Origin of the sequence: Acinetobacter sp. 1000160 (assembly GCF_000588715.1) — a bacterium.
GTDB lineage: Bacteria > Pseudomonadota > Gammaproteobacteria > Pseudomonadales > Moraxellaceae > Acinetobacter > Acinetobacter courvalinii.
Window position 1 is genome coordinate 482795 of the sequence record NZ_JFWP02000004.1, and the last position, 16886, is coordinate 499680.

Below are 16886 nucleotides of genomic sequence, written 5' to 3' on the forward strand. Positions count from 1 at the left end.
TGCTTAATCACATTCAAATGATGATTCCAGAGGAAGAGAAAAGCCACTGATCCCAGCAGCTTTTCTACAATTTAGAGATTAAAAGTGATGAACGGAACCGAATAGATGATCGGTTAAACCTGATAATGGTGAAGTGATGGAGATGAGATCTGTTAAAGCGCCACCATTTGGATTTGGTTCACCTACAGCAATGCCTGAACTTGATGAAACGGTTCCTGTAATCGCAGTTAAGATATTATCCACACTACCATCTTCATTATTGACATGAACAAGGTTGCTAATGCCATCGAATAGATTGCCATTTGATAGGCTACCCAGACTGTCTTGCAGAAGATCGAGCGTTAAGCTACCACTGCCAACCACAATTTGAATAGGTTGAGCGACTCCGGAAATCACATCCCCGCCGCCGATGCCACCCGTAATACCACCGATGATGTCAGTGATCGAACCTAAAGGACCGCCTTCGCCACCACCGATACCGCCCGTAATACCACCGATAATGCCTGTGATTGAGCCTAAAGGACCGCCTTCACCGCCACCGATACCGCCAGTAATACCACCGATAATGTCAGTGATTGAACCTAGAGGGCCGCCTTCGCCACCACCGATACCACCGGTAATGCCACCGATAATGTCAGTAATTGAACCTAAAGGCCCGCCGTCACTACCACCGATACCACCCGTAATACCACCGATAATGTCAGTGATTGAACCTAAAGGACCGCCTTCACCACCACCGATACCACCAGTGATTCCACCTAACAATCCGCCGACATCAGTCAGGTCACCAACTGCATGTTGAACCAGACCAGAAGCCGTTGAACCATTGGTAATCAGTGTACCGACAACGCCAGTAAGAGAACCGGCAGCACCGCCAATATCAGCACCTGCCAGATCAGAAATGGCTTCAAGTGTGCCATTTACGGTATCGCGAGAAGTTTCAAAGGTGAGGGTACCGAGATTGGTCAGGTCAGTCACTGGATGAACACCCGGAAGCACGCTACCAATTGCACCGCCAACCGTGCTAATACCGGTGTTGATAATATCTGTTTTCAGGCTTTCAACGCCTTGCAGTACATCAATACCAGTTTGAATCACACCAGTAACAGGATTGTTGCCTAGGTCACCGCCTGTAATGCCACCAATGATGCCAGTGATTGCACCAAGAGGACCGCCTTCACCACCGCCGATACCACCGGTAATGCCACCGATGATGTCAGTGATCGAACCTAGAGGACCACCTTCGCCACCGCCGATACCGCCAGTAATGCCGCCGATAATGTCAGTGATCGAACCTAAAGGACCGCCTTCACCGCCGCCGATACCACCCGTAATACCACCGATAATGCCTGTGATTGAGCCTAAAGGACCGCCTTCACCGCCACCACCGGTAATGCCACCGATGATGCCTGTGATTGCACCAAGAGGCCCACCTTCACCACCAATACCACCAGTGACGCCTCCAACAACCCCAGTTACCGTACCGAGTAGGCCTGTACCGCCTTCGCCATCCCCCGCCACAATATGAATAATGTTGGTCACCGGGCTTAGTGGATTAAATTCACCTTCACCATTTAAACCGCTGAGGTCGAGTACCGAGATGGCATTGCCTGAGAAGTTAATTGGAATCGTAATCGGTGTCACGATACTGGCATCATCACCAATCCCATTGCCAATACCATAATTATGCTCACCATTGCCTGCGCCAATACCGCCGAGTAAGCCGCCTGAGCCATTACCACTACCACCATTGCCGGTACCGTTACCATTGTTGGTGCTGTCATTGTCCTGAACATGATTGTTGGTTGTGGTGGATGAATTATTGTGAGAATTGGCGGTTGCACTACCAAACAAGGAGATTGCATTACCTGACAGATTAATCGGAATGGCAATCGGGGCGACGATGCTGGCATCATCTGCAATCCCATTACCGATACCATAGTTATGTTCACCATTGCCTGCTGCAACACCGTTGAGTAAACCACCTAGTCCAAGCAGCCCGCCTGAACCACCGCCTACGCCATTACCGCCACTATTACTATTGTCTGTTGAATCATTATCCTGAACGTAGTTATTGGTTGTGGTCGAGGAGTTATTGGTTGAATTGGCTGTTGCGTTACCAAAGATCGAGAAGGCATTGCCTGATGCATTGATCGGTGTCGTAATCGGGATCACTACACTGGCATCATCGGCAATACCATTGCCAATACCGTAGTTGTGTTCGCCATTACCTGCGGCAACACCATTCAATAATCCACCTCCTGTGCCATTGCCTGAACCGCTGCCAGTACCGTTAGCACCGCTATTACTGTTATTGGTTGTATCGTTATCCTGGAAGTAATTATTGGTTGTGGTTGAGGAATTATTCACTGAGTTTGAAGTGGCATTGCCAAAGATTGAGAAGGCATTACCCGATGCATTGATCGGTGTGGTGATTGGTGCCACCACACTGGCATCATCGGCAATCCCGTTACCAATACCGTAGTTGTGTTCACCGTTGCCTGCGCCGACACCATTTAATAAACCACCACCAACACCATTCCCTGCCGTACCACCAACACCACTACTGCTATTGCCATTATTAATGCTGTCATTGTCCTGGAAGTAGTTGGTGGTTTTGGTCGATGAGTCATTGACCGAGTTGGAAGTGGCATTGCCAAAGATTGAGAAGGCATTTCCCGAACCACTGATTGGCGTTGTGATGGGTGCGACCACACTTGAATCATTGCCAATCCCATTGCCAATACCATAGTTATGATCACCATTGCCTGAAGCAGGGCCATTACCCCAACCACCCACGCCATTGCCAGCAGCACCGTCTGTAAGACCGGTACCACTGTTACTATTGTCAGTTGTGTCATTGTCTTCATAATGATTGACGGCTGTGGTCGATGAATTGTTGACTGAGCTTGTGGTTGAGTCTCCAAAGACCGAGAAGGAGTTGCCCAAGCCGCTGAGAGGGGTGGTGATTGGCATGACCACCCCAACGTCATCACCATTACCGTTGCCAATACCGTAATTATGTTCGCCGTTGCCAGCGCCGACACCATTGAGTAGGCCACCAATGCCATTGCCTGCACCACTGCCAACACCGCTGTTGCTATTGTCTGTTGTATCATTGTCTCGGACAATATTGGTGGTGGTGGTCGAAGCGTTGTTATGCGATGCGTTATTGGCATCCCCAAAGAATGAGAATTCATTGCCTAGGCCATTGATTGGCGTCGTGATCGGGGTGGTAATGCCGACGTCATCGCCGTTACCATTACCGATGCCATAGTTTTGCTCACCATTGCCTGCGCCAATACCGCTTAGTAAACCTCCGATGCCATTGCCGGCAGCACCTGCGCCACTATTACTATAGTCGATATGATCATTGTCTTCGACGATGTTGGTAGTATTGGTTGAGCCATTATTGACCGAGGTATTGCCGGTATGAGTCGGATCATTGCTGCCAAACCAGGAAACATTATTTCCCATGGCATTGATCGGAGTCACCACAGGCGAAGTCCAGTCTGCGTCATCACCGTTACCATTGCCGATGCCGTAGTTGTGTTCACCATTACCGGCGCTGATACCGTTGAGTAAGCCACCCAGACCATTGCCAATGCCGCCGGTACCTGTACCACTATTGCTATTATCCGTGCTGTCATTGTCCTGAACATGGTTCAGTGTGGTGGTCGGTGCCGAATTGGTTGATGAATTATTGCCACCACCGCCAACAGAATTGCCGAGTACATTTAAAGGTGTGGTCCAAGGCACCGTAATGTCGACATCATCTCCATTACCGTTACCAATACCATAGTTTTGTTCGCCATTCCCCGCAGCAGGGCCATTGCCTAAGCCCCCCACACCATTACCGACGCCACCCGTAGCTGTACCACTATTACTGTTATCGGTCGTGTCATTGTCCTGAATAATATTGGACGTGGTTGTAGGAGCGGTATTGGTTGAGTTCACATCGCCATCACCCAAACCTGCAAAGGAATTTCCGAGTACATGCACGGGTGTGGTCCATGGTACGGTTACGCTGGCATCGTCACCGTTGCCATTGCCAATACCGTAATTGTGTTCATCATTGCCTGCACTAATACCATTCAGCAATCCGCCTAGTCCATTACCGCTACCCCCAGTACCTGTACCACTGTTGCTATTATTGGTGATGTCATTGTCCTGGATATTGGTCGTCGATGTGGTCGGTGCGGTATTGACGGAATTCACATCTCCACCGCCAAGACCTGCAACTGAATTGCCGAGTACCTGAAATGGTGCAGTGACGGGTGTCGTGACACTGGCATAGTCACCGTTACCATTACCAATGCCATAGTTTTGTTCACCGTTACCAGCGCCCACGCCGTTTAACCAGCCACCACCACTGCCATTACCTACGGCACCGGTGCCGGTATTGCTGTTATTAATGCTGTCATTGTCCTGAATATTGGTGCTCGAGGTGGTCGGTGCAGTATTAACCGAATCAATATCGCCACCACCCAGACCCGCAATTGAATTGCCCACCGCTTGAACGGGTGTGGTCCATGGGATGGTGACTGCGGCATCGTCGCCGTTGCCATTACCGATACCGTAATTATGTTCGCCATTTCCAGCTGCTACGCCATTGAGCAAGCCGCCACCGTTGCCGTTGCCAGCTCCTATACCCGTATTACTATTATTGGTGGTGTCATTGTCCTGAATATTGACGCTAGAGGTAGTTGGCGTGGTGTTAACCGAGTCCAGTTCGCCTTGACCCAGTGCGGCAACTGAATTGCCCAAGGCCTCGAATGGCACTGTGACCGGGGTTGTCAGGTTGGCATCGTCACCGTTGCCATTACCGATACCGTAATTATGTTCGCCGTTACCAGAGGCGATACCGCTTAACACGCCACCATCACTGCCATTTCCAGCGCCTGCGCCAGTATTGCTATTATTGATGATGTCATTATCGTGAACCTGGGTCGAAGCGCTGGTGGTGGCGGTATTAATCGATGAAGAATTGGCTGACCAGGGAAATGAATTTCCTAATGAGTGAAAAGCTGTGGTGAAGGGAAGGGGAAAATTAAGGTCTTGGGCATTACCAACGCCAACACCGTAGTTTTGAGGACCATTGCCTGTAAGTACACCGCCGAATAAACCGTCACCAGAACCATTACTGTTATTGGTGATGGTGGTATCTTCGACCTGAACATGATTTGTTGTCGATACGGTGTTGACAGGAACTGGTGCCGTTGTTGGGCTATTACTACTCGAAAATGAGAGAATACCCGTAATTGGTGATAAAATATTTTTAAATAACATGTCGATATACCTATAATTATTGGAGTTTTGTTTTATTTAGCTTAATAATTATGTGACTCCTGTCGCATAATATACCAATTAGTATTGGTTGATTAACGCTTTAATGTCAATATTGCAGTATGTATCATATTTTTTAATGAGCTATAAAAATTATATAAAACAAAGAATTGGATTTTGATTTTGGAACTTGGATTTTTAATTGCTATTAATATTATGAAATTATGGATTATTTATAAAAATTACAGAGTAGTTTGAAGTGCCTTTTATAGACTGTTATTTATTTAATTGAATTTTAATCGTTAATTTATATCCAATAGTTTGCAAGCGCTGATTTGATTTGGCCTGTTGTGAAATTTTGGGGAGTAGGACTGATTTCTGGCATGGTTCGGTCGATTTGCCACAGTCGTGGTGATTTAATCTGAATAAAACGCTGAATCTATAGCCAGTTGATCACTCATGCTTGAAAAAGGCCTTATCTTTTACCAAAAAGTGCGTATAATGCCCTCCATCAAATATGCGCTCATAGCTCAGCTGGATAGAGCACTTGGCTACGAACTAAGGGGTCGGGAGTTCGAATCTCTCTGAGCGCACCAATTTGAAAAAAGAAACCGCTTAAATGCGGTTTTTTTGTGTCTTAAATTTTTGCCTTGAGCTTCTGTACAAATACCGCATTCCCACCAACCGCAGGTAGCACGTCATGATAAGGCAGGCTTCGCATTGCCCTGAGTAAAAAGGGTGCCTTTTCATCGACTTTCATGCTTGTTGTCATTTTAAATAAGGTCCCTTGATCTTGAGCAGCAAGGCGCATTTCCCCTTTGATAAAGCGTAAGTCTCCGCCATTGGCATAAAAACGATTCTCAGTCGTGTTGGGATAGTTAAAATGCAGTTTAAAAGCAAAGGGAATATTGATCACGCCCAAACCGACATTGACCTGTAGATCTGCATCCTGGGCCTGATTCTGAACAGGTGTCGTGACCACTTTTTTAATCTGGCGGGGGAACAGCTCCTGATAGGCATTAGGACTCAACCATTTTTGTAAGGGTTGAGGGGATTGGGTATAAAAACGATAGGTTGTGGTAAAGCGCATGGCTTCACGTCCATGGGTATAGAGTACACTGGTGGGCGCATGTAGAAAGCTCACCGGCTGCTGGGCATTCTGGCTCAGTTGCACGATTTTTAGCAATTGTGCGCGATTCAGTTGCGGGCTGGGAAGTTGTCCGGCATTCAGGGCGATTATATTTTGCTGATTAAAACGCTTTCTGAGCGCCTCCATTACAAAGGCATTGGTACCGCTGGGAATGCCCAGCTTGACTTCAGGAATGGCATTCAGAATTTTCTTAAAAATAAATCCCTTGGGTTGGTTCAGATCTCCCCATTGGGTTAAGGTGATTAAGGTGTGGTGCTCATCTAGGGCAAACCATTCAAATTTACCTACGCCATAAGGAATGGGCGCATCAATCACCAGACTGGAAATACTATTGGGCTGAATCTGATGCTGTAAGGTGACGTCTTCATTGAAGTTCAGCACGGGAATAGGTGTCGGAATCGAGACCCGATATTTCATCTGGACAATATTGCCTGAGTGTTCCAGTGCTTTGGCGGATTTCAAGGTCGGGAATAAACCGACATATTGCTTAAAATCAGTTAAGGTTTTGCCAACCTGCTGGGCGTTGACGGGTACAATCATCGCAGCCGAATTGAAACTCACGCTGGGTTGAGGGTTGGTTTTTAAGGTGGGTAGTGCCGTTTTTGTGACAGGATGTCCATAGATAAAAATCGTATTTTGGGTATAACCTGCCAGTATTTTGGGGTTGTTTTGAAATGGCTGTAAAGCACTGGGGATATTGTCATTCCACGACAACAGTTGAGCAAAACAACTTTGTGTTGTGCCTAGAAAAATACAAGAGATAAGTAGTCCATTCAAATAACGCATCACATTCCTTTGCTTTTTATTCGTGATTTGGCGGGCAGGAATGAACACCCTGTGATTGAGTGTATTCATGCCCATTATTAATAAGATTTTTTAGCGTTAAAAAATAGTCGTATTGTGTAAAACTTCGCCAGAAACTTGATTTGATTGGTTGAGCATATAAAGATATATGCAGGCGATTTAAGAACAAAAGACGATATTTTGCAGTACTTTAAAATCAAAGCATCGGGATAAATTGATATAAAAAAAGAATCATCAAGTTAGCTTAAATCGCAGATTGAAATTTTGTATCAAAACGCCAGAAAGGTGATTTACCTGTGAAGCATTTATGTTCTAATAGGTCAGTTTTTTTCAAATGTTAGAAATCAAAATGTCTGAACAACGTCCAACGGTCTCTGTGCGCTATTATCTGAATCTGGAAGAATCACAGGATGGTTTTGCTCTGGTCACTTTTGGTAAAAAGACCTTTAGCCGTTTTCTAACACCCGTGATTAGCATCGCGATTATCCTGTGGGGGATTTATTTAGGATTCTCTGGAGTCGGGCGCTATTATGTGGCATTGGGTGCGTTCTTTCTGCTGATGCAGGGCGTAATGCGCTACTGGTTATTGCCGATGTTATTCAAGCGCCAGTTTGTCCGTTACCAGTTTGGTAAAAGTGAACAGGGGATTGATTTATATCAGGATCATTTTGAACTGTACGCAACAGGCAAAACCCAGAGAACTCAGTATACCGAGGTGCAATCTTTTGCAATTGGCAAACTGACCTATATGCTGGAACTGAAAAATCATACCGTGATTATTGTACCGAAACGTGCATTTGCAAATACTTCAGATCAAACCAAATTTGAAAATAGCTTTAAAAAGTAAATTTATCAGCGGTTCAAAGAACAAGGAACATTCATGAGTACACGTCCTTCAAAAATTGTGTGTGTCGGCCGAAATTATGCAGAACATGCCAAAGAGTTAGGCAATCCTATTCCTGATCGTGCGATCTTATTTATCAAGCCACCGAGCAGTCTGAGTCCTTTATCAGAGGGAATCAGCTGGAATCAGGCTTTAGGTGAGTGTCACTATGAATGTGAAATCTGTTTAAAAATCACCCATCCTCTATCTCGGGAAACGGATCCAGTCAAAGCTTTAGAAGCCGTTGGTGCTGTGACCTTGGGGCTGGACTTAACCTTGCGTGATTTGCAAGGGGATTTAAAAGCCAAAGGCGAGCCATGGGAACGTGCCAAAGCCTTTGACGGTGCCTGTCTTCTGGCGGACTGGATCGAAGCGGATGAAATTGGCGACTTGCAGGAGCTGGAACTCATTTTCACTATTAATGGGGTGGAGCGTCAGCATGGATTTAGCAAAGACATGATTCGGGATATTGGTGCGTTACTGGTTGAGATCAATCAATGTTTTAGCCTGGAAGCAGGTGATGTCATTATGACCGGTACACCAGCAGGTGTCGGCGCTTTACGTGCCAATGATCAGTTGACCATGAAACTGATTACCCAGTCTGGTGAATATGACTGGGATAGCTTTGTGAAAGCAGAATAAAAACAGCAAGATAAAGAAGCGCTGCTCGATAAATAGCAGCGCTTTTTTATTGAAAGACCTGATCATTTATGCACTATCCAAGCAAAGCTTAACTGCCTTGATAGAGCTTGCGGAACTGGTCAGGGGTGAAATGCATCCAGCGTTTAAACATATAAATAAAAGCGGATGAGCTGGCATAACCCAAATCCAGCGCAATACTTTCAATGGTCTTACCCTGATTGAGCATCGACATGGCTTTCATGACTTTTAAGCGCTGCCGCCATTCATGCAATGACATGCCCAATTCTTTTTGACTATAGCGGGCCAGCGTGCGTTCGGTCATGTTGATCATGTGGGCAAGCTGTTCAAGGGTGCTGTTGTCTGCAGGAAACTCATGTAAATGGCTCAGAACCTTAGCCAGTGCCGGATGTTGCGTGGTGGGCAAATAGCTGCCGACCAGTTCAGCATGGGTCAGTGCGTCCAGTAAAACCTGAAGTAGGCGGATATATTCAGGATCGTGTTCTGAAAATGCTGTGTGACGAAGATGTTCCAGTAGCGCGGAAACCAGCGGTGCGGACAGTAAAATCCCGGCCTGTTGTGGCATCCGTTGACATAATGATTCATGAATATAAAGCGTACAATAGGTCACATCATTCCGGTTAATCCCGCTATGTTGCAGATGCGGCGGCAACCAGATGCCATAAGGCGGCGGGGGAAGGTAATTGATCTGCTCAATATTGACTTCAAGCACCCCGTCAAAGGCATAAATAAACTCCCCCCAAGCATGCGCATGTTTAGGATAAAAAGTCTCTGCAGGCGCATCCCGAACCCGTAACCATAAAGGTGCAGGAATATCATTGTAGGTTGGAATGGCCTGAAAATCCTGAATCCGTTGTGCTGACTTTTTCATAAGATGAGAATTGCCCGAAAACACGCATGTCTTGTCAGATTTTCACTATATCATGAAAATCTGACAGCCTTATATTGGTGCTCAAATAATAGAATCGGGAGCGTGCGATGGATGAGCGCAAAGCATTAGATGCAACTGCATCGGGCCTGATGGTCGTACTGTGTATGATCTGGGGCTTACAACAAGTCATTTTAAAAATGGCAGCTCCCGATATTTCGCCCTTAATGCAAATTGCATTGCGGTCAGGTTTGGCTGCAATTTTGTTATTACCGTTGCTGTATCTGGATAAAGCCAGTCAGTTATTCAATCGCCAGAATCTCAAGGCAGGGGCACTGGTCGCTTTTTTATTTTCTTTGGAGTTCTTTCTACTGGCGCAGGCCTTGCAATGGACGTCTGCATCTCATGCGGTGGTGCTGTTGTATACCGCTCCCATTTTTGTGGCTTTGGGGCTGCACTGGAAGCTGCCTTCCGAGCGTTTAAGTGTGCTGCAGTGGAGTGGTATTGCCATTGCTTTTTTAGGCATTGTGGTCACTTTTATGAGGGCAAAGCAGGGTGCCACCCAGCTAGAACAGCAGATGTTATGGGGTGACTTACTGGCTTTGGCAGGGGGGATTGCCTGGGCGGCAACCACGGTGACAGTGCGTTTATCTTCGCTGGCTCAGGCCGCCGTTACCCAAACCCTGTTTTATCAACTGGCAGGCAGTTTTGTATTGCTGTTTGGCTTGGCGTTTTTTCTCGGACAAGCCACCATTCATTTTACCCCGCTGGTGATCGGCAGTCTGGCCTTTCATACCCTGATTGTATCCTTTGCCAGTTTTCTGGCCTGGTTCTGGTTATTACGCAATTATCTGGCCTCGCGACTGGGCGTGTTTTCCTTCCTTACACCGTTATTTGGAATAGCCTTTGGCGTCTGCTTGCTGGGCGAAAAAATTGAACTAAATTTTGTGATGGGCTCAGCCTTGGTATTACTTGGCATTGTGGTGGTTAGTCTGCAAGGCTGGATCAGAAAATAAAAAAGGCCTCGATTGAGGCCTTTTGACTATTTCTGTTCAAAGATGGTGGACAGCGGAATGGATAGCTTGGCAGCTAAATAATCATTACTTTCAATCAGGGACGGGCCGAGCCGTTCCATCCATTCATCGTCCTGATGAATATTTTCAACATCGGGACGTAACGGTAATGGATAAGGCAGGGCGGTAAAGAAACTCCAGAAATCGACCTGCGCCAGATTCCGGACTAGTACATATTCATCTTTATCGGTACGCATAATCAGGTTCTGCTGTTCCAGTTGCAGGATATAAGCCGGTAGTCGACCTAATTCGCCACGTCCAATAATATTTAACAGCTCTTTCTCACTGACACTTTGTCCAATCTGCTGCTTCTTGTAAAACAGTTCCAGAATGTCGAGTAGCATCAGGATTGGATGGCGTTTCTGTTCTTTGCCAGAGTGAAAGGCGGTGAGGGCATAGCTGATTTCCACGCCTAATAAAATGATATTCCAGGACAGATAAATCCAGAGCAGGAAGATCGGCACTGCGGCAAATGCACCATAAACGATTTCATAGCTGGTGAAGTTGCTCATCACCCAGCCGAAAAAACGTTTTAGAATTTCAAATACGGTCGCACTAAAACAGGCAGCAATAAAGGCTGAAAAAACCGGGACAATACGGTTCGGGATGGTCCAGTATAAAATGAAGAAGCCAACAACGGTCAGTAGAAACGAGATCAGCCAGAGCAGGAAGGCACCATCCAGCTGATAGCCTGCAAAATTATTGCTGAGAATACTCATCGAAGCGACAGTTGAAGACAATACAAAAGCACTGCCTAACACAATTGGGCCCAGTGAAATAATGGTCCAGTAACGCATAAAACCGACCAGTCCCGTGCGAGTTTCCTTAACACGCCAGATGCGGTTAAACACATTCTCAATCGAAGTCAGCATCAGCACCGTGGTAACAAACAGGAATAGCACACCAATCACGGTAAGATTGCTGGATTTCTCGGTAAAGGCATTCAAGGCCTTGTCAAAGGCGATGGTACTTTTCGGTAAAAAGTTACTATAGATCAGCTGTTGCAGCTGTTGCCGCGCAGGTTCTAAGGCTTTAATCGAGGAGATAATCACCAGAAAAACAGTCAACATCGGAACGACTGCAAACAGGGTGGTATAGGTCAGTCCTCCTGCCTGTTCCCGACAGCGATCCGCTTCAAAACGTCGTAACACAAACACAATAAATTGAAACCATGTTTTTTCTAAAAAAGGCAGTTTTTTTAGATAACGGTCTAAGATCATGGGTTCTATCCTAATTATTTTTAATAAGATCCTGCAAAAGCACAGGACTTGTAACAGCCTAAAATGTATAAAATGTCGTATAGTGTCCTTTTTAACAAAATTCTTGAAAGTGATGCAACCTTACGTTCTTGTTCTTTATTACAGTAAATATGGTTCCACTAAGCAAATGGCGCATCTGATTGCCGATGGCATTGAAGCTGCAGGTGTGACAGCGCGCATTCGAACCGTGCCGAATTTAGCCACCGTCGTCACTGAAGCGGCGCCTAGTATTCCAGCAGATGGCGACCTTTATTGCACTTTAGAAGATCTCAGCCATTGCTCCGGTTTGGCCTTGGGTTCGCCAACGCGTTTTGGCAATATGGCCAGTGAGATGAAGTACTTTTGGGATCAAACCACCAGTTTATGGCTGAATGGCGCTTTGCATGATAACCCCGCCTGTGTCTTCACCTCTTCAGGTTCCATGCATGGCGGGCAGGAAAGTACGTTATTGACCATGCTGCCGCCATTATTCCATCACGGCATGATGATCTTGGGCTTGCCCAATTCGATTCCAGCCCTTTCGAATACCAAAACCGGTGGAACACCGTATGGCGCCAGCCATGTCAGCGGACCTCGCCATGATCAAAGCCTGAGCCAGGATGAAAAGGTTCTGTGTGAAGCACAAGGCAAGCGTTTGGGTGAAGTCGTTAAGGCGTTGGCTGGAAAATTTTAAATCTGGGAAAGTCGGTATTGTTGTCCGACCCGAACCAATTGCCAGAAGTGTAGAGGATCGGTTGGAGAGGCAATCACGCTCTGATTTTCACTGAGCAGTGAGATCTTATCGAGATTGCCTTGTGCTGAGAGCAACATGGCATAGACATAATCAAGCAGATCGATAGCTCTGAAAACCTGTTTATAGGCATCTTGCAGTTCAGCATTTTGATTGGCAAAACACACCCGATGCGGCTCATCTTCATTAAGGAAGGAAAGGCCAAGTGTTTTTTCTATTGCTGTCACAATCTCTCGATTTAATTGTAGAGGGGAGAGCGATAGAACGAGTTGGTGGCTTTTAAAGCCTGCACGGTGATCTGGCATCGCTTTGACCTGTTGCGATAGGGATAGCTTCTAAAATCACTATACGCTTTTTATGGATAATGAATACAGCGCAAAAAAATGGGAGCTTTTGCTCCCATCATTTTATTTCTTTAACTGCCAGTCATAGATATTTCGACGATAGGCGTACCAGATCATCCACAGACCAATGATGATCATTGGGAAACTGAGGATCTGGCCTTTGGTCATCCAGCCAAACAGGATAAAGCCCTGGTCTGCATCGGGTTGGCGGAAGAATTCCATAAAGAAGCGGGCAACACCATATCCGGTCAGGAATAGCGCAGAAACCGCCATACGTGGACGTGGCTTGGAACTAAACCACCACAGTACGATAAACAGGATCAAACCTTCACATAGTGCTTGGTAGATTTGTGAAGGATGACGGACCAGACCTAATGGATCAGTCGGAAAAATCATCCCGAACGGATAGTTCGGATCTTGCACCTGACGGCCATAAAGTTCTCCGCCAATAAAGTTACCGAAACGTCCGAACATAAGGCCTGTCGGTACACATGGTGCAATAAAATCCAGGGTTTGAAACCAGGTTTTCTGGTACTTTTTGCACCAGAACAACATGGCAATCATGACACCCAGGAAACCGCCGTGGAAGCTCATGCCGCCGGTCCAGACCTGAAATAACCACAGTGGATTTTCCAGAAACTTACCGAATTCGTAAAACAGCACATAGCCGACACGTCCACCCAGCACAACACCCAGCGCACCGTAAAACACCAGATCTGAAACCATATCGGCAGTCCAGCCATCACGTTGTTTAGCGCGGTACGATGCTAAACCCCAGGCACATAGAAAAGCCAACAGATACATGAGTCCATACCAGTGCACCTTGACTGGTCCTAAGCTCAGCGCAACTGGATCAATATTTGGATAGGTCAGCATTGCTGTTCCTCAATGTAGAATTTGAAATTAAGTTTTGATCAGATTGTAGCGGAATGATGTGAAAAATGTTGTACATTCAATGTGTAAAGATGTGAGAACCAAATCAATGTGTATTGTCGCTTTCGCATGGCATGTACTGGATGAGATGCCATTATGTCTACTTTCAAATCGTGATGAATTTTATCATCGTCCTAGTGCCGCTTTACATCAGTGGCCCGCGAGTCCGATTGTGGCCGGACAGGACTTGCAGTCAGGCGGGACATGGATGGGCGTGACTGCATCGGGACGATGGGCCATCCTCACTAATTTCCGTAATGGCCGGGATCAGAAATCCTACACCACTTCACGTGGCCATCTGATCCAGTCTTTTCTGGAAAGTGAGCTGGTACCGATTCGTTTTGCCCAGCAACTAGAACAGCAACAGCAGGATTATGCCGGCTTTAATCTGTTTGTTGGCGATCGGGAGCAGGCCGTTTACATGAGTAACCGGGGTGAAGCGCCTCAGGTACTGGCAAATGGGGTATATGTGGTATCGAATGGCTTAATGTCCGAAGATTGGCAAAAGACCCGACATTTACGCAAGCGCTTTACCCAAGAGTTTTTACCGATGCTGCAACAAGCACAAATATCTGAGGCCGAGCTCAGACATGCGGCCTGGGATATTCTGGAAGATGAACGTAAGGTCATTCCGGACCTGTTACCTGACACCGGCATCAGCAATGAAATGGAAGCCTTATTGTCTTCGACCTTTATCCAGAGTCCGGTCTACGGCACACGCTGCTCAAACTTTTTAAGACTCAACTCAACACAATGGCAATGGCTGGAAAAATCCCAGCAAGGGCAACAGCAGGGTCAGATTGTTGCGTTAGAGCTCGAGTTACACCCATAAAAAATGCCGACATGAAGTCGGCATTTTCTTTTTGCACTGAAAGCTTGGATTTAAGCTTTTTTCTCAATTGATGGTGCAACTGGGTCAGCAGTGATGTAGCCGACGCTGGCACTATAACCACCATTGTAGTTGGCTAAAACGGTTGCTTTCAAGTCAGCAGGCAGTTTTGAGCTATCACCAGCATGCTGGAAATTGCTCATGATATAGGTCCAGCCATTGACTGAATCAACCGCATGTAAACCGGTTGATTCTGCACCTGCCGGTGTCGACAGAATTCGGTCTAAAGACTTGGTATCCACGTTATATGCCCACAGGAAGTTATTGGTATGGTTACCGCTATCTTCACCGATGAACAGGGTACGTAAGGTTTCAGAGAATTTTAGGTTATCTGGACTGGCGATATTGTCTGGATCAGCCGTATTGCCCAGACCGTCCACTGGAATATCCTTGCCCATCAAGACCATATGACTTTGGTAAGGGGTCCATTCACTATTGATGACACCATTTAAGTGATCGATCTGGCTGCCTTTAAGGTCATGTGCAAGTACACCACCGGCTTTCAGGGTGTTTTTGAATTTCACATTATGTTCAGCCACCCAGCCTGATTTACCTTCAATCATGGAGTCCTGGATATTGGCCAGTGCAGAATAAGCCACTTTATCCTTGATATTTACCGTGGTGCCTTCCATTTTGGTGAAGGCCATACTGCCGCCTTTGAGCGCCGCATAACGGTGAGTTTCCAGGAAAGCTGCCGCCAGTTCGATTTCGGCTTTGCTGAAACCGTTATTGGCTTCTTTTAACTTGACCCACAGGGTTTTCTTATCCAGTACAATCTGGGTATAGCCGGTCAAATCTGCTGGAGCAGTGCTTAAGCTCTCCATAATGTTTTCGGCTTTAATGCCACGAACATTGACCAGATCTTCAATGGTTTTACTGTTGGTATGACCCAGTTTGATCCATTTAATCGGTGCAGTAGAGGTTTCATTCAATTCAGCTGTGTATTTCGCAACGTATAGGCTGCCTGCAGAAAGATCTTTCTCTTTATCTGCAACAAACATAAAGAAACCGCCGTTGGTATAGTCATCGCCCATGATCACGGTGCGGTTGTCTGGCATCACCTGAATCAGTTCGTGTGAAATACGGCCTAGGCAATAATGTTTAACTGCAGTACCACGACCTTTACCATCCAGAATAATTTCCGGTAAATGGCCATAGTTATAGACATTCGCCGTATTTTCATTGCCATACAGATTTTTACTATAGGCTTTCAAGGTTGCGAGGCTGCTACCGATCTGATCAAAAGCATCCGGTTCATATTCTTCACTGGAAAGATGGGTATTCCAAGGTGAGAGGCTCGCACCACAGGTAATCCATAGACCGTGCACTTTGGACATATCGACATTGAAGTATTTTTTCAATGCCAGATGACCTGTTTTCTGATCCTGATCTAAAGTCAGTACCGCAATTGGAGAAGGTAATTGCCCATACATACTTTGTTGAGCTAGGTTTTGTGTGGTGTATTCGAACTGCACCACATGGAAGACTGGATTATTGACGCCCGGTACTTGTGCACCTTGCAGATGAATCATTGACGAACCATCTGGACAGTCAGAGAAGAATTGACGTTCCTGACCTGCCACCGAGGTATCCCGGATCGGTTTATTGTTGATGTCGTAATAGCTACCGGCAATAATTTTACCGCCATCGATATTGTCGACTTGCATACCTGTGCGGAAAAATTCCTGATAACCCAGTTTATATTCGGTAGTGGTGTTGTCTTCCCAGGTCACGGTCAGGCTAGACTTGACTGAAGTGGTGGCCATTTCTGCTGTGGTTGAGGGTGCTGCCATGGGTGTAAATTTGGCATTTTTGAATTTAACCAGTTTTGCCGGTGGTGTAACAACATTGTTATCGTTGTCATCATTACAACCCGTTAAAGCTGCTGCTGTCCCCATTGCCCCCAATGGTAAAAATGGAACGCCAGCGAACCATTTTAAAATATCACGACGACTTGGCTGAGTGGTATTGGCTGTCATAATAATTCCGTATCTATAATATAGGGTA

At 46.2% G+C, this 16886-nt stretch carries 12 protein-coding genes and 1 tRNA gene; 6 read left to right on the top strand and 7 right to left on the bottom strand.

The window, feature by feature from the left end; translation table 11 throughout:
- Positions 1 to 78 precede the first annotated feature (78 nt).
- Entirely contained in the window at positions 79 to 5289 is a 5211-nt protein-coding gene (locus tag J699_RS19820) for a beta strand repeat-containing protein (protein ID WP_032882841.1), read from the bottom strand.
- Between the two features lie 516 nt (positions 5290 to 5805).
- Between J699_RS19820 and J699_RS07475 the strand changes: the two genes are divergently transcribed.
- A tRNA-Arg gene (locus J699_RS07475) sits at positions 5806 to 5882 on the top strand.
- Positions 5883 to 5923: 41 nt separating this feature from the next.
- On the opposite strand, the gene J699_RS07470 is transcribed toward J699_RS07475, so the two are convergent.
- Positions 5924 to 7222, bottom strand: a complete 1299-nt coding sequence (locus tag J699_RS07470; protein WP_032868681.1) for a hypothetical protein — start codon at positions 7220 to 7222, stop codon at positions 5924 to 5926.
- A gap of 367 nt (positions 7223 to 7589) precedes the next feature.
- On the opposite strand from J699_RS07470, the gene J699_RS07465 reads away from it, so the two are divergent.
- Entirely contained in the window at positions 7590 to 8087 is a 498-nt protein-coding gene (locus tag J699_RS07465) for a YcxB family protein (RefSeq protein WP_032868683.1), read from the top strand.
- A gap of 33 nt (positions 8088 to 8120) precedes the next feature.
- Positions 8121 to 8765: a fumarylacetoacetate hydrolase family protein gene (locus tag J699_RS07460; protein ID WP_032868685.1), complete on the top strand. Its 645-nt coding sequence runs from the start codon at positions 8121 to 8123 to the stop codon at positions 8763 to 8765.
- 88 nt (positions 8766 to 8853) lie between these two features.
- On the opposite strand, the gene J699_RS07455 is transcribed toward J699_RS07460, so the two are convergent.
- Positions 8854 to 9654: an AraC family transcriptional regulator gene (locus J699_RS07455; protein WP_032882842.1), complete on the bottom strand. Its 801-nt coding sequence runs from the start codon at positions 9652 to 9654 to the stop codon at positions 8854 to 8856.
- Positions 9655 to 9761: 107 nt separating this feature from the next.
- Between J699_RS07455 and J699_RS07450 the strand changes: the two genes are divergently transcribed.
- On the top strand, positions 9762 to 10667 hold the full coding sequence (locus tag J699_RS07450) for a DMT family transporter (RefSeq protein WP_032868689.1): 906 nt from the start codon (positions 9762 to 9764) through the stop codon (positions 10665 to 10667).
- Positions 10668 to 10693: 26 nt separating this feature from the next.
- Here J699_RS07450 and J699_RS07445 read toward each other — a convergent pair whose 3' ends face one another.
- Positions 10694 to 11944 (bottom strand): YihY family inner membrane protein, encoded by a 1251-nt coding sequence (locus J699_RS07445; RefSeq protein WP_005227359.1) that lies wholly within the window; start codon positions 11942 to 11944, stop codon positions 10694 to 10696.
- A gap of 112 nt (positions 11945 to 12056) precedes the next feature.
- Between J699_RS07445 and wrbA the strand changes: the two genes are divergently transcribed.
- Positions 12057 to 12656 (top strand): NAD(P)H:quinone oxidoreductase, encoded by a 600-nt coding sequence (gene wrbA, locus J699_RS07440; protein WP_032868691.1) that lies wholly within the window; start codon positions 12057 to 12059, stop codon positions 12654 to 12656.
- Here wrbA and J699_RS07435 read toward each other — a convergent pair.
- Both J699_RS07435 and lgt read right to left on the bottom strand, forming a co-directional pair.
- A complete protein-coding gene (locus tag J699_RS07435; protein WP_032868692.1) occupies positions 12653 to 13018 on the bottom strand; it encodes a hypothetical protein in 366 nt (121 codons plus the stop codon). The two genes, wrbA and J699_RS07435, sit on opposite strands and share 4 nt — an antisense overlap.
- A 102-nt stretch (positions 13019 to 13120) precedes the next feature.
- Entirely contained in the window at positions 13121 to 13933 is an 813-nt protein-coding gene (gene lgt, locus J699_RS07430) for a prolipoprotein diacylglyceryl transferase (protein ID WP_005227354.1), read from the bottom strand.
- Between the two features lie 106 nt (positions 13934 to 14039).
- Between lgt and J699_RS07425 the strand changes: the two genes are divergently transcribed.
- Positions 14040 to 14822, top strand: a complete 783-nt coding sequence (locus tag J699_RS07425) for an NRDE family protein (RefSeq protein WP_032868694.1) — start codon at positions 14040 to 14042, stop codon at positions 14820 to 14822.
- Between the two features lie 50 nt (positions 14823 to 14872).
- On the opposite strand, the gene J699_RS07420 is transcribed toward J699_RS07425, so the two are convergent.
- Positions 14873 to 16858: a PhoX family protein gene (locus tag J699_RS07420; RefSeq protein ID WP_009510620.1), complete on the bottom strand. Its 1986-nt coding sequence runs from the start codon at positions 16856 to 16858 to the stop codon at positions 14873 to 14875.
- Positions 16859 to 16886: the final 28 nt, after the last annotated feature.

Coding starts and splice junctions, on each gene's coding strand:
- J699_RS19820 (WP_032882841.1), bottom strand. CDS start 5,289: ATGTTATTTAAAAATATTTTATCACCAATTACGGGTATTCTCTCATTT.
- J699_RS07470 (WP_032868681.1), bottom strand. CDS start 7,222: ATGCGTTATTTGAATGGACTACTTATCTCTTGTATTTTTCTAGGCACA.
- J699_RS07465 (WP_032868683.1), top strand. CDS start 7,590: ATGTCTGAACAACGTCCAACGGTCTCTGTGCGCTATTATCTGAATCTG.
- J699_RS07460 (WP_032868685.1), top strand. CDS start 8,121: ATGAGTACACGTCCTTCAAAAATTGTGTGTGTCGGCCGAAATTATGCA.
- J699_RS07455 (WP_032882842.1), bottom strand. CDS start 9,654: ATGAAAAAGTCAGCACAACGGATTCAGGATTTTCAGGCCATTCCAACC.
- J699_RS07450 (WP_032868689.1), top strand. CDS start 9,762: ATGGATGAGCGCAAAGCATTAGATGCAACTGCATCGGGCCTGATGGTC.
- J699_RS07445 (WP_005227359.1), bottom strand. CDS start 11,944: ATGATCTTAGACCGTTATCTAAAAAAACTGCCTTTTTTAGAAAAAACA.
- wrbA (WP_032868691.1), top strand. CDS start 12,057: ATGCAACCTTACGTTCTTGTTCTTTATTACAGTAAATATGGTTCCACT.
- J699_RS07435 (WP_032868692.1), bottom strand. CDS start 13,018: ATGCCAGATCACCGTGCAGGCTTTAAAAGCCACCAACTCGTTCTATCG.
- lgt (WP_005227354.1), bottom strand. CDS start 13,933: ATGCTGACCTATCCAAATATTGATCCAGTTGCGCTGAGCTTAGGACCA.
- J699_RS07425 (WP_032868694.1), top strand. CDS start 14,040: ATGTGTATTGTCGCTTTCGCATGGCATGTACTGGATGAGATGCCATTA.
- J699_RS07420 (WP_009510620.1), bottom strand. CDS start 16,858: ATGACAGCCAATACCACTCAGCCAAGTCGTCGTGATATTTTAAAATGG.